This is a genomic window from Streptomyces sp. NPDC048483, assembly GCF_040651455.1.
Taxonomy (GTDB): domain Bacteria; phylum Actinomycetota; class Actinomycetes; order Streptomycetales; family Streptomycetaceae; genus Streptomyces.
Genome location: NZ_JBEZJZ010000068.1, coordinates 1 through 12,428 on the forward strand (window position 1 = coordinate 1; position 12,428 = coordinate 12,428).

10 protein-coding genes are annotated in these 12,428 nt (G+C 72.2%); 4 read left to right on the plus strand and 6 right to left on the minus strand.

The genetic code is table 11. The annotated features are described in order from the left end of the window. The 3 genes from AB0D04_RS28220 to AB0D04_RS28230 form a co-directional block, all read right to left on the minus strand. Positions 1-494 (minus strand): alcohol dehydrogenase catalytic domain-containing protein (locus tag AB0D04_RS28220; protein ID WP_362708736.1); only part of this gene is annotated, 494 nt, incomplete at its 3' end. 47 nt (positions 495-541) lie between these two features. Next, the gene (locus tag AB0D04_RS28225; RefSeq protein ID WP_362708739.1) at positions 542-1,960 is read right to left on the minus strand and encodes an aldehyde dehydrogenase family protein; all 1,419 of its coding nucleotides are present in this window, start codon (positions 1,958-1,960) and stop codon (positions 542-544) included. 135 nt (positions 1,961-2,095) lie between these two features. Further along, positions 2,096-2,680 (minus strand): hypothetical protein, encoded by a 585-nt coding sequence (locus AB0D04_RS28230; RefSeq protein ID WP_362708741.1) that lies wholly within the window; start codon positions 2,678-2,680, stop codon positions 2,096-2,098. Between the two features lie 231 nt (positions 2,681-2,911). Between AB0D04_RS28230 and AB0D04_RS28235 the strand changes: the two genes are divergently transcribed. Beyond that, positions 2,912-4,372 carry a hypothetical protein gene (locus AB0D04_RS28235; protein WP_362708743.1) on the plus strand — a complete coding sequence of 487 codons (1,461 nt, stop codon included), beginning with the start codon at positions 2,912-2,914 and terminating at the stop codon, positions 4,370-4,372. Positions 4,373-4,455: 83 nt separating this feature from the next. Here the strand turns inward: AB0D04_RS28235 and AB0D04_RS28240 are convergent, their stop codons facing one another. Together AB0D04_RS28240 and AB0D04_RS28245 are read right to left on the minus strand one after the other, a co-directional pair. Further along, positions 4,456-5,874, minus strand: a complete 1,419-nt coding sequence (locus AB0D04_RS28240) for a citrate:proton symporter (protein WP_362708746.1) — start codon at positions 5,872-5,874, stop codon at positions 4,456-4,458. Between the two features lie 611 nt (positions 5,875-6,485). Further along, the gene (locus AB0D04_RS28245; RefSeq protein ID WP_362708748.1) at positions 6,486-7,130 is read right to left on the minus strand and encodes a TetR/AcrR family transcriptional regulator; all 645 of its coding nucleotides are present in this window, start codon (positions 7,128-7,130) and stop codon (positions 6,486-6,488) included. Between the two features lie 170 nt (positions 7,131-7,300). Here AB0D04_RS28245 and hmgA point away from each other — a divergent pair, with 170 nt between their 5' ends. The 3 genes from hmgA to AB0D04_RS28260 all read left to right on the plus strand — a co-directional run bounded on the left by hmgA (position 7,301) and on the right by AB0D04_RS28260 (position 9,994). Then, on the plus strand, positions 7,301-8,626 hold the full coding sequence (gene hmgA / locus AB0D04_RS28250) for a homogentisate 1,2-dioxygenase (RefSeq protein ID WP_362708751.1): 1,326 nt from the start codon (positions 7,301-7,303) through the stop codon (positions 8,624-8,626). 35 nt (positions 8,627-8,661) lie between these two features. After that, positions 8,662-9,411 (plus strand): GntR family transcriptional regulator, encoded by a 750-nt coding sequence (locus tag AB0D04_RS28255; RefSeq protein ID WP_362708754.1) that lies wholly within the window; start codon positions 8,662-8,664, stop codon positions 9,409-9,411. A 337-nt stretch (positions 9,412-9,748) separates the two neighbouring features. Beyond that, complete coding sequence (locus AB0D04_RS28260) at positions 9,749-9,994, plus strand: hypothetical protein (RefSeq protein ID WP_362708755.1); 246 nt, start codon at positions 9,749-9,751, stop codon at positions 9,992-9,994. Between the two features lie 924 nt (positions 9,995-10,918). Here AB0D04_RS28260 and AB0D04_RS28265 read toward each other — a convergent pair. Next, the gene (locus tag AB0D04_RS28265; RefSeq protein WP_362708758.1) at positions 10,919-12,310 is read right to left on the minus strand and encodes an MFS transporter; all 1,392 of its coding nucleotides are present in this window, start codon (positions 12,308-12,310) and stop codon (positions 10,919-10,921) included. Between the last annotated feature and the right edge of the window lie 118 nt (positions 12,311-12,428).

Genomic DNA, 12,428 nt, shown 5'->3' on the forward strand with positions numbered 1-12,428 from the left:
CACCGCGAAGACTGGTGACGCGTCTCAACGAGGGAAGCATTGGCACAAAAACGTTTCTTCTGTCTTCTTGATTCGCGTTTGTTGCGATCTGCGGGCGTCCGCCCCAGGCCCGGGTAGAGCGCGCTGCCGTCGGCGGTGAGGGTGGCGTACGGGGTGTTCGCGGCGAGTCCGGCGTGGGCGCAGAGCCACGGTTCGGACAGCCCGCAGAAGTGACAACTGCCACAGGAGGGCGCCCAGTTGAGGACGACCTTGTCACCGGGGGCCACCGTCGTCACCTCCGGTCCGACGGCGGTGACGGTGCCCGCCCCCTCGTGTCCGAGGACGGCCGGGGCGGGCTGGCGCAGGGTGCCGTTGGACAGGGACAGGTCGGAGTGGCAGACGCCCGCGGCGGCCAGGCGGATACGGACCTGTCCGGGGCCGGGCTCGGGCAGGTCGATCTCGGCGACCCGGAGCGGGGCGTTGACGGCGGGCAGTATGGCGGCGCGGACGGCCACAAGATCTCCTCGGGGCGGGGACGGAACGGGGCCTGGGGCCTGGGGCCTTAGAACTGCAGCGACTTCGTCTGCAGATACTCGGTCAGACCGTGCGGGCCCAGTTCGCGGCCGATGCCGGACTGCTTGTAGCCGCCGAAGGGGGCCAGCAGGTTGAAGCGGCCGCCGTTGATGTCGACCTGGCCGGTGTCCAGGCGGCGGGCGAAGGCCACCGCGGTCTCCTCGTCGGCGGCCCAGACGGCGCCGGCGAGCCCGTAGACCGTGCCGTTGGCGATCCGTACCGCCTCCTCCTCGTCCTCGTAGCGCAGGATCGAGATGACCGGGCCGAAGATCTCCTCCTGGGCGATGGTCATGTCCGCGGTCACGTCCGCGAAGACGGTCGGGCGGATGTAGTAGCCCGCATCGAGGCCGTCCGGGGCGTCCTCGCCGCCGGCCACCAGGCGCGCGCCGTCCGCCACGCCCTGCGCGATGAAGCCGCGGACGCGGTCGCGCTGCTTGGCGCTCACGACCGGGCCGAGGCGGCTGCCCTCCGCCGTCGGGTCGCCGGGGGTGCATGTGGCGACCGTCTCGGCGGTGAGCGCGACGGCCTCGTCGTACTGGTCGGCGTGGACCAGCATCCGGGTCAGGGCGTTGCAGGACTGGCCGGAGTTGCGGATGACGTCGGCGACATTGGTCTGGACGGCCTTGGCCAGGTCCGCGCCCGGCAGGATGACATTGGCGGACTTGCCGCCGAGTTCGAGGGCGACGCGCTTGACGGCACCGCCCGCGATCGCGCCGATCTTCTTGCCGACGGCCGTGGAGCCGGTGAAGGAGACCAGGTCCACGCCCTCGTGCTCGGCCAGTGCCTGGCCCGCGACGGTGCCCAGGCCGGTGACGAGGTTGAAGACGCCCGCCGGGATGCCGGCCGCGTCCACGCACTCCGCGAACAGCTGGGCGGTGAGCGGGGTGTCCTCGGCGGGCTTGAGCACCACGGTGCAGCCCGCGGCGAGCGCCGGGGCGACCTTGTTGGTGATCTGGTGGAGCGGGTAGTTCCACGGCGTGATCGCGCCGACGACACCGACCGGCTCGTGCAGGACGGTGGAGTTGCCGAGCTTCTCCTCGAAGGCGTACGTGGCGGCCAGTTCGGCGTACGAACCGGTCACCGCGACCGGCACGGCGGCCTGCACCCTGGTGCTGAAGGCCAGCGTCGAGCCCAGTTCGGCGGTGATGGTCGCGGCGATCTCTTCGGCGCGCGCCGCGAGCTGGTCGCGCAGCGCGGTCAGCCTGGCGGCGCGCTCGGCCGGGGCGGTCGCCCGCCAGGCCGGGAGCGCGGCGCGGGCGGCGCGCACGGCGGCGTCGATGTCCTCGGCGGTGCCGGCCGGTACGGTCGCGATCACCTGTTCGTCGGCGGGGTTACGGACATCGATCGTGTCGGCCCCGGCCGCGGGCCGCCACGCTCCGTCGATGTACATCCCGTCGTGTGCCTTCATCTCGCCGTCCTCCCGAGCGGTCCCGACGCGCGGCGGTCTGCCGCACCTCTCAAACTAGCGGCGCTAGTTTGAGAGGTGCCACCCCTTCCCGGAGTGGAGCGCGTCACCCGGACATCATGACCCGGACACGGCCGGTCACGCCGCCGGGATGTCCGCGCGGAACTTCTTCGTCAGATCGGCGCCGCGGATCACCCCGCCCTGGTGGTACTTCAGCCCCCAGGCGTCGATCACCGACCCGTCGCCGAACATACAGGCGGAGATCGCCTTCGACGGGTCCGTCTCGTTCCTGACGCCCCAACCACCGCCGTCCGTGGGCTTGTTGCCGAACATGGCGGTGCCGTTGATGCCCTGGCAGTAGGCGATGGACGGGTTGCCGGGGCTGCTCGGACCGTCGGGCCTGCGGACGTAGGCGAGCGCGGCCAGCGTCGGCCTGTCGGCGGCCAGGGTGTCCGTCGCGATCATGATCCGGCTGCCGTCCTCGGCGGTGAAGAGACACATCTCCCGCTCGCCGCCCAGCGGAGTGATCTTGTTTCCGGTGCCCGTGAAGTACGGGACGCGGGTCTGGGCCACGCCGCCCTGCTTCTCGCACCAGGAGGCGGCGGCCGACCTGCTGTGGGCGGCGGGCCCGGCAAAGCGGTCGCCGTCGGCCGCGTGGGCCGTCACGGCCGTGCCGGAGACAAGGACGAGGGCGGAGACCACAAGGGCATGGGAACGCTGCACGCTTTCCTCCTGAAAGACGGTCCAGCTGGTCGGGGCACCGCGTACGGGCACATCCTCAGCACCGCCCATCCCCCCGTCAACGGCCGTCCCGGCCCTCCTCGGCAACCCGCGGCACATTGACGCGATCACTGCGGCCGACCGCCCTTGACATGCCCCGACGGGGGTCCTGATCCGGCCAGTAATGTGCGAGTAACAGCCCCCGGAATCCGACCGGTTGGAGTGTCCGGCCTCATGCATCCCCCACTGCTGCGCATCCGTCTCCTCGGCGGGTTCCGGCTGGAACGTGACGGTGGCGCGCCGCCCGCGGAGCGCTGGTCGCGGCCCGGCGCCCGGACCGTGGTCAAGCTGCTCGCCCTCGCGCCGGACCGTCAGCTGCACCGCGAGCAGATCATGGCCGTGTGCTGGCCGCACGCCGAACTCCCGGCCGCGCTGCGCAGTCTGCGGGTCGCGCTGCACGCGGCCCGGCACGCGCTGGAGCCCGAGCTGCGGCCGCGTACCGCCTCCGCGTATCTGATCGGCGACGGCGCGCTGCTGCGGCTGGCGCGGGAAGCGGTGTGGATCGACACCGAGCATGCCGCGACGCTCGCCCGGCAGGCGCTGGCCGGCGGCCGCGGCCCCGAACTGGGCGCCGCGCTCGCGGCGCTGACCGGCGAACTGCTCCCCGAGGACCGCTACGCGAACTGGGCCGAACCGGCCCGCGAGCGCCTGGAGCGGCTGCGCGTCGAGGTGCGCGGCGCCCTGGCGCGGGCGGCGTGTGCCCCCGGCGGCGCGGAGCCGCGGCCCGAGGCGGACGCGGCGCGGGTCCGGCTGGACTGGGCGCTGGCCCTGGAGCGTTCGGGGCGGTACGAGGACGCCGCGGGCGTGCTGCGGGAGGCCCTTGCCGCCTATGAGCGCCAAGGGCTGCGCGACGCCGGGGCGCTGGCCGCCGCCCGGCTGGCGGAGGCGCTGTCCCGCAGCCGCGGCGAAGGCGCCGGGGAGGCGCTCGCCGTGCTGCGTGCCCATCCGCCGGGGCCCGGCGCTCCCGACGCCGTGCGGGCGGCGCACCACATGGCCCGTTCCGCGGTGTTGTCGTACACCGGCCGGTACGAGGAGGGCCTGGCGGCCGCGCGGGCCGCACAGCGGGCGGCCGAGGCGGCGCACGGTCCGGACCGGCCGACGCTGCTGGCCCGTTCCCTCGCCCAGCAGACCGTCTGCCTGGGCCTGTCCGGCCGCACCGGCGAGGCGGCGGGGCCCGCCGAACGCGCGCTGGCCCCGGCCGAGGAGTCCGCGGACCCGGCGGTGGTGGCCACCGTCCTGTCCGTCCTGCGCGAGACCGCGCGCCGTGCGGGCCGGTACCGGCAGGCGCTGGAGTACGGGCGCCGCGCCCTGGCCCTGGCCGAACAGGCCGGCCGCCCCACGGCCACCGCCTTCGAACGCGCCAATCTCGCCGAACTGCATCTGCTGCTGGACGAGCCGGAGGACGCCGAACGCCTGGCCCGCGCCGCCGTCGAACTGGCCACCCCCTTCGGCGGCACCGCCCTCGCCTTCGCCCTGGTCGCCCTGGCCCGGGTCCATGCCGTGCCCGCCCCGGACGACGCGGCCCTCCTCCTGGACCGCGCCGAACGCTGCGCGGAGTCCGGCGGCCATCTTCAGGCGCTGGACGAGGTCCGGGCGGCGCGGGCGGCGCTGGCCGCGGGGCGGGCGGGGCGGTGACGCGCGGCGGCAGGACGCGCGTGGCCGGCGGGAGCCCCGCAGTGGGCTCCCGCCGGACCTCGCGCGGGGCGTCCCCCGCCCCTTCAGAGGATCCCGAAGAGCAGTCCGGCACCCAGGACCACCAGTGAGGTCAGCGCGGCCCATTTCACGGTGAATTTGGTGTGGTCGCCGAATTCGACCTTGGCCATGCCGACCAGGACGTAGGCGGCGGGGACCAGCGGGCTGGACATGTGCAGGGCCTGGCCGACAAGGGAGGCGCGGGCGATCTCGATGGGGGCCACGCCGTGGGCGGCGCCGGCCTCGGCGAGGATGGGGACGATGCCGAAGTAGAAGCCGTCGTTGGACATGAAATAGGTCAGCGGGATGCTGAGGACGCCGGTGACGATGCCCATGTGCGGGCCGAGCGCGTCGGGGATGCCGGCGACCAGCCAGCGGGCCATGTGCTCGACCATGCCGGTGCCGGTGAGGACGCCGGTGAAGACGGCGGCGGCGAAGACCATGCCGGAGACGTTGAGGACGTTCTCGGCGTGCGCGGCGACGCGGGCCTTCTGGTCCTTCATGTGCGGGAAGTTGACGGTCAGGGCGATGGCCGCGCCGAGCAGGAACAGGACCGGGATGGGCAGGGGCTGCATGATCAGCAGGGCGAGCAGCGCCACGGTGAGTGCGGCGTTGAACCAGTAGAGCCTGGGGCGCAGGGTGGCGCGGTGCGGGTCGAGGACCTCGAGGTCCGCAGCGGTTCCGGCGTCCGCGGAGCCGGTGCCCGCGCCGCCGGCCGGGGCCGTACGCGGCGCAGCGACGGGGCCGCCGCCGCCCGCACCGACCAGCACCTGCTCGGTCTCCTTCTCCTCTGCGGCCTCCGTCACCACACCGGTCTCGCCGAGTGTCAGCACCCCCAGCCGCTTCCGCTCGCGCCGCCCCAGCACGTACGCGAGGGCGAAGACCGCGACCAGGCCCACGGCCAGCGCGGGGATCATCGGCACGAAGATGTCGCCGGCGTCCAGCTTGAGCGCGGTGGCGGCGCGGGCGGTCGGGCCGCCCCAGGGGAGGGTGTTCATCACGCCGTTGGCGGTGGCGGCGACGCCGGTCATGACGACCAGGCTCATCTTCAGCCGCTTGTAGAGCGGGTAGAGCGCCGAGACCGTGATCATGAAGGTGGTGGAGCCGTCGCCGTCGAGCGAGACGATCGCGGCGAGCAGCGCCGTGCCGACCACGACGCGCACCGGGTCGGCCTTGCAGAACCTGAGGATGCCGCGGACGATCGGGTCGAAGAGCCCAACGTCGATCATCACGCCGAAGTAGATGATGGCGAACATCAGCATCGCGGCCGTGGGGGCCAGGTCGCCGATGCCCTTGAGGACGTAATCGCCCAGGTGCGCGCCCTGTCCGACCAGGACGCAGAACAGCGCGGGGACGATCACCAGCGCTGCCATCGGTGACATCTTCTTCATCATGATCAGCACCAGGAAGGTGGCGATCATGACAAATCCGAGGATTGTCAGCATTAGAGGTACCTCACGTTCGCCCTTGAACATCTGCCGAGGGGGTGCCGGGGGGGGCGGTTCAGGCGACGTTAGGTCCCGCAAAGTTTTGTTAACAAGGTCTTGACGCGCGAGCAATACGAGCAAAACGGTGCGCTGCGCTTTGGCTTTGGCCCCACGTTTTCGGCTGTCCCGCCGTGGGGGTTTCTCGCCGTTTCGCCGGTCCGCTGCGCTTTGCCTGGGCCCCACGTTTTCGGCTGTCCCGCCGTAGGGGGTTTCTCGCCGTTTCGCCTGCGGCGGGCGGTGCCGCTGCGCGGGGCTGTTCGGCTGCGGCACCGGGCCTACACGGCTCCGCCGCTACGGCCCGGCACCTCCCCATTGGGGGTGGTGAAGATCGGTGGGGGTGTATGTGCGTGGTCGAGTGCGGCCAGTGGACCCAGTCATGGGGCACTGGACACACCACGCCCACCCCCACCGGCCTCACCACCCCCCACGGGAGGGGACGGACCGTAGCGGCGAAGCCGTGCAGGGCCGTCACCGCACCCGACAACACCACGCCCGCCGCAGGCGAAACGGCGAAACACCCCCACGCGGGAGAGCCGACAACGTGGGACGCAGACCCAAGCGGCAGCGGATCAGTCGACGCCCCCCTCACCCGGAGGGTCCAGGTACCGGGCCAGATACGCCCGCAGCAGCAGCTTGCACTCCGCCACGATCGCGGGGTCGCCGGCCGGATCGGTACGGAAGGCCAGCTGGAGCAGCGCATCGGCCGTCTCGACGCCGACGAGGAAGGCGGTGCGCAGCCGTTCCCCGGCGGCGTTCAGGCCGAGGGGGGCGGCGAGCAGGGCGAGCAGCCGGTCGGCGACCTCGTAGTTGGCCCGGCGGGACTCGCGCGGGGCGGGGACGGTGAACTCCACCAGGGCGAAGCCGGGCACCGTCCGCTTCATCGCGAGGTACTCGTCGACCACCACATCCATGGCGGCCCGCCAGCCCGAGACCGCGTCCGGGGCGGTGAGCCGGGCGGTGATCCGGTCCGCGTAGGCGTCGAGATTGCGCCGGGCGAGCGCCTCGGCCATGGCGCGCTTGTTGGGGAAGAACCGGTAGACCGAGCCGATCGGGACGTCGGCGCGGCCGGCCACGGCGCGGGTGCTGAGGTCCTCGTAGCCGGTCTCCTCCAGGAGTTCGGCGCAGGCGTCGAGGATGCGGGCGAGGCGCTGGGCGCTGCGCTGCTGGACGGGGGCGCGGCGGAGCGGGGTGGGCTGCGGGGTCGGCTGCTGCACCCGGACATCCTGCCCGGCGTTCGCGCGGCGGGTGCACGAACGCCGGGATCCGGCCATCGCGGCCGGGAACATCCGTTGACGGGCGCGACCTCCGGCCGCAATCCTAAGGACCTACATAGGATTGAGTCGGGTACACGATCCTCAGGTTCCTCCAGCGGCGGGAGCGCACGATGACAGGTACGGGCAACGAGCAGGCGAGGGAGACGGCCGAGGCGCTGTCGTACTCCTCCGGCTTCGGTAACGAGCACAGCTCGGAGGCGGTCACCGGCGCGCTGCCGGTGGGCCGCAACTCCCCGCAGCTCGCCCCGCTGGGCCTGTACGCCGAGCAGCTCAGCGGATCGGCGTTCACCGAACCGCGCGGCCACAACCGCCGCTCCTGGCTCTACCGCATCCGCCCGTCGGCCGCGCACCCGCCGTTCGTCCGCGCCGAGCAGGGCGCGATGCGCTCCGCGCCGTTCACCGACTGCGCCCCCGACCCCAACCGGCTGCGGTGGAACCCGCTCCCCGAGCCCACCGGCCCCGTCGACTTCCTCTCCGGCCTGTGGACGCTGGGCGGCAACGGCGACGCCACCCAGCGCACCGGCATGGCCGTCCACCTCTATTACGCCAACACCTCCATGACCGACCGGGTCTTCAGCGACGCCGACGGCGAGCTGCTGATCGTGCCCGAGCACGGCGGGCTGCTGCTCCGTACCGAACTGGGCCTGCTGCGCGCCGAGCCGGGCCATGTGGCGCTGATCCCGCGCGGCGTACGCTTCCGCGTCGAGCTCCTGGAGGCGACCGCCCGCGGCTATGTCTGCGAGAACTACGGCCGGCCCTTCCAGCTCCCCGACCTCGGCCCGATCGGCGCCAACGGCCTGGCGAACGCACGGGACTTCCTCGCCCCGGTCGCCGCGTACGAGGACGTCGAGGGCCCCGTCGAGGTCGTCAACAAGTTCTGCGGCAACCTCTGGACGGCGACCTACAACCACTCCCCGCTGGACGTCGTCGCCTGGCACGGCAACCACGTCCCGTACGTCTACGACCTGCACCGCTTCAATGTCATCGGGTCCATCAGCTACGACCACCCCGACCCGTCCGTCTTCACCGTTCTCACCGCCCCCTCCGACACCCCGGGCCTGGCGGGCGTGGACTTCGTGGTCTTCGCGCCGCGCTGGCTGGTGGGCGAGGACACCTTCCGGCCGCCGTACTTCCACCGCAATGTGATGACCGAGTACATGGGGCTGATCGAGGGCGCCTACGACGCGAAGGCGGAGGGTTTTGTGCCGGGCGGCGGCTCGCTGCACAACATGATGTCGGCGCACGGCCCGGACCGGGAGACCTTCGACCGGGCGAGCGCCGCCGAGCTGGTGCCCCAGAAGATCGACGACGGGCTGGCCTTCATGTTCGAGACCCGGTGGCCGCTCACCCTCACCGAGCAGGCCCGCGATGCCGGACATCTCCAGCGCGGTTACGACGACGTGTGGCAAGGTCTCCAGCGCCACTTCCGCCCGTGACACCGGGGAACGCTCTGCACACCGGGGAATGCTCTGTGACCACCTTCGCACCCGACTCGCTCGCCCTGAACCGCAAGCTGCCGCTGTGGTACCAGGTCTCGCAGTCGCTGCGCGCCTCCATACTCGGCCGCTCCCCCGAGGCACCGCTGCGGCTGCCCACCGAGGACGCCCTCGCCGCGCACTACGGCGTGAGCGTGCTGACCATGCGCCAGGCCCTCAAGGAACTGGAGACGGAGGGCCTGATCAGCCGGCACCGCCGCCGCGGCACCTTCATCGAACCGGGCGCACAGCGGGGTGCGCCGGTGCGGCTGCTCGGCTCGGTGGACGCGATCGTGGCCCAGCAGTCCGGGATGCGTACCCAGCTGCTGGCGCACGGCCCGGTGTCCGTACCCCGCGAACTGGCCGAACACTTCCCGGACATGACGGAGGTGGCCGGCTTCCGCCGTCTGCGCAGCGATGAGAAGACGGACGAACCGACCAACCACGCCCGCAACTACGTCCGCCCCGATGTCGCCGCCCGGATCGACCTCGCGGACCTGGAACGCTGGCCGATGACCAAGGTGCTGCGGGACGCGGTGGGCATCCGCATCAGCCGCATCACCGACACCGTCGAGGCGCGGCTGGCGGACCCGGAGACCGCCCGCCTCCTCCAGGTGCCGCTGCTCAGCCCGATCCTGCACTACACCGGCATCACCTACGACGAGGACGGGCACGTGGTCGACGTCGCCCGCATCCACTACCGGGGGGACCGCTTCTCGTTCACGGTCACCCTGGATGCGCACTGACCGCACCCTTCTCGGGCAGCCGAGGGTCAGCCGGCTGCCGGGATGTGTGCGAGGCCGTGCGCGCCCTGGTTCGGCACGCTGCGGTCCCCGGGGAGCCCCGCGCCGCGGTCGGCCTCCAGGGTGGCCGCCACGCGGCACGCCGCGATGTCGACCACGCTGACGGTGCCCGACTGGAGGTTGGAGACGAACGCCGTCCCTCCGCCCGGGGCCGAGATGATGTTGATGGGCCCGACCCCGACCTCCAGTTCGGCCAGGGGCTCGTACGAAACGGCGTCGAAGACCGACAGCAGCCCGCTGCGGAACCCGAAGCCGCCGATGCCTCCGTCAGCGCAATGCTGTGCACGATCTCGTCCGACGCGGCACCGACCTCGTCTGCCTCGCTCCCGGTTTCCTCGATGCACCGGCACTGACGGCACTCGGCCTGCATGCCTTCACAGTTCCCCTCCCCCTGCCGCAGGCCGAGCTGGCCATGGCATGGCACCCCCGGCACGGCGCCGACGGCGGCCACCGCTGGCTGCGCGCCCGCGTCCGTGAGGCGGTCGCGGCGTTCCTGGGGGTCGCAGACCACCGGGCAGGCGGGTAAGCCGGCAAGAGCGGCGCCAGGGCACGAGGGTCGTCCGACTCCCCGGCCTGACGGGATGGTCTCCGCGCGCAGGGACGGACGGGTACCTGCCGGCACCGGATACCGGCCGGCATGACCGCTGCCTCCCGTGCCCGCCCTGCCACGACCCGGCCGACTTCGCATCCCGCCCGGCCGCGGCCGAGGACTGGCTCGACGTTGCCGTAGGTGCTCATCAGGAGGGCGAGTGGGTCCTCACCGATGAGGAGCGCCGCATCTGGGCCGACGTGGTGGCCGCGACCAACCCTCTTCACGGGGGGTGACCTGCCGCCGCACACCGGGGACTCCGTGTATGTACGGGTCGGGGGGATCCGTAACCGGGCCGGCGTGCTCCGGCTCGCCGCACGTGCCGGGTGCTGGGAGCTCTTCCCCGTGACGGGCGCGGACCCCTCGGCCTGCACCCACCCGGTCGGCATGGCTGACCCGGACATCGGGCCCGGCCCGCCTTCGTAGAGTGTCCGACGGCCATCGCAGCCTGCCGGCATCCCTGGCGCCTGTGCCGATGGCCGCGCCTGGCCCGACGCCTCCCGGCCCGACGTGGCGCCCCGCACACCGAGCGACTTCCTGAACTTGATCGACTACCAGCCCGTCGCGCTCTCTTCCACCCGCCTCATCACGCAGGACCGTGAAACCTTCACCACGGCCCTCACCGAGGCCCTCGCGCACCACGACCGTTACCGGAACGGCTCGGGGCGACCCACGCAGCCGGGTGGCGCTGGGCCCCCTCACGATGGCGTGCCTCACCCACGAAGGGGGCTTCCCCCTCGAGAACACGTCGCCGGATCTGCCCAAGTACCTTCTCAGCCGGGCGTGGTACGGGAAATTCGACACCTGAAACTCCCCGGCCCGGCACGGCCGACCGCGCTTCCGGCTTCCCTGCCCCGGCCCTCAGATCCGCTCCAGGCTCCGCCCCGTACTCCGCGGCCCCAGCAACCCCACGTCCAGGCACAGCAGCGCCATCAGCACCGCCGACCCGGTGAACACCGCCGGCGCCCCGAGAGCGTCGAGCGCCGTCAGCGCGACAAACGGCAGCACGACCGAGGTGAGCCGGGACAGGGCGTACGCGATGCCGATGGCACTGCTGCGCAGACCGGTCGGGAAGATTTCCGTCTGGTAGACGTGGAAGGCGTTGGAGAAGACATTGCTGCACACCGTCAGCAGGAAACCGAAGGTGACGATCGCCCAGTTGGCCGCTGCGAAGCCGAAGGCGAGGCCGCAGGCCGCCATGCCGAGCGCCGCCGCGATGATCAGCGTCCGGCGCTCGATGCGGTCGATGAGCGGGACGGACAGCGCCGAGCCGACCGGATAGCCGCAGAAGCTCAGCGCCGCGTACAGCAGCGACTCGGTGACGGTGTGGCCCTTCGCCGTCAGCACCACCGGCGCCAGCGACCCGAAGCCGTAGTAGCCGACGGTCTGCAGTACCTGGAAGATCCACCACATCAGGGTGCGCCGCCGGAAGTCGCCGCGGAACATCTCGCCCAGCGGCACCTTCCGCTCCGGGGCGCTCTCCGCCTCCGGTACGGAGGGGAGGGTCGTGCCGGTCTCCCGTGCCACCCGTTCCTCGATGCCGGTCACTATCGCCGCGGCTTCCGCATCCCGCCCCTGCACGGTCAACCACCGTGGTGATTCCGGTAGTTGGCGCCGCATGAGCTGGATGAAGGCGGCCCCCAGCGCGCCCGCGACCAGCAGCCAGCGCCAGCCCTCGATGCCCCACAGCTGATGCCCGGCCACCAGCCGGGCACCGAGCAGCGCGGCGACCGGCACGCCCACGAACCCGACGGTGTACGCGGCGGCGATATAGCGGCCGCGCACCGCCCGGGGCAGGAGTTCCGCGAGGTAGGTGTCCACCAGCACGAGTTCGGCGCCCAGCCCGAGCCCGGACAGAAAGCGCAGTACGAGAAACCACTCCAGGTTCGGGGCGAAGGCGGCCGTCAGCGAGAACAGCGCATACGCACCCAGATTGACCAGGAACATCCGGCGCCGCCCGAAACGGTCGGCCAGCACCGACAGCACATTCGCGCCGACGAACATGCCGAGGAATCCCGCCGCAATCACCCAGGACTTCGCGGTGTGCCCGAGGTCCCACTGTTCGGCGAGGACCGCGGCGAGCACCCCGCCGAGGAAGATCTCGTAGAGGTCGAAGAAGGCGCCGATGCCGACGACGATCGTGATCCGGCGGTGCCACCGGGACGGCGGCAGCCGGTCCAGCCGCGCGGCGGCCCGGGTGCCGGTGGGGGTCCCCCCGCGCCGTTCAGGCGTGGGGGAGGCGGTGTCCGTCAAAAGGTCCTCCCCTGCATACGGTCCTCCCCTGAGCAGGTCCCGGCGTGCGGGGCGGAGCGGCGTGCACCGTGCGGCCGGGCGTACGGCGGGACCGTACCGCTCCAAGATCAGTAAGCGG